This is a genomic window from Glaciecola sp. 33A (genome assembly GCF_002836745.1).
Lineage (GTDB): Bacteria > Pseudomonadota > Gammaproteobacteria > Enterobacterales > Alteromonadaceae > Glaciecola.
Map to the genome: position 1 here is coordinate 1 of NZ_PJAR01000016.1, position 567 is coordinate 567.

The window sequence follows — 567 nt, forward strand, 5'->3', positions numbered from 1 at the left end:
GCTGTACAGCCAAGTGTTAATCACTTAGTTATGGCAACATTTCCAGCGTCAAAAGTGATACCTATTATTGCCTTCAGAGGCTTTATGCTGGGTTTGGCCGCTTATGGCACATACAACCTGACGAATTATGCAATATTAGCCAATTGGTCGTTAACAATATCACTGATTGATTGGGCTTGGGGATGTTTTATTACTACCTGCAGTGCAACTGCTGCAGCAGTTGCTGTGTCAACCTTTGCTAAGCAAAACGCTTAGTTTTACCGATACTCCATGCCGTTAAGACACCACCAGAACCGCCGGTAATAAATAGATTTTTATCATCGATGAAACCTTTTACAACACTCGCATCAATTACATCCAGCAAGTCGTTATAATCTTTTGAAGGGTAGTTATGGTGAATTTGGTTGCCAAAATCTTCGCCATATGAAGAACTACCTCTCGGGTTAGACTAAACAATAACGTCGCCTTTCGCTGCCATCAACTGCGCTTCTATACTGAAGGTCTCAGCATAAGCAGCATGAGGACCGCCGTGGATCTCCAGAAGTGTATGGCCGACCTAACACTTGG

General features: G+C 43.4%; 1 protein-coding gene and 1 pseudogene. One reads left to right on the plus strand and one right to left on the minus strand.

What is annotated here, in order from left to right:
* A partial coding sequence (locus tag CXF81_RS00360) for a DUF2177 family protein (RefSeq protein ID WP_157825455.1) occupies positions 1-255 on the plus strand: 255 nt, incomplete at its 5' end.
* Here the strand turns inward: CXF81_RS00360 and CXF81_RS00365 are convergent.
* A pseudogene (locus CXF81_RS00365) lies at positions 242-544 on the minus strand (prolyl oligopeptidase family serine peptidase); the annotation flags it as partial. The gene CXF81_RS00360 and the pseudogene CXF81_RS00365 overlap by 14 nt on opposite strands.
* Positions 545-567 lie beyond the last annotated feature (23 nt).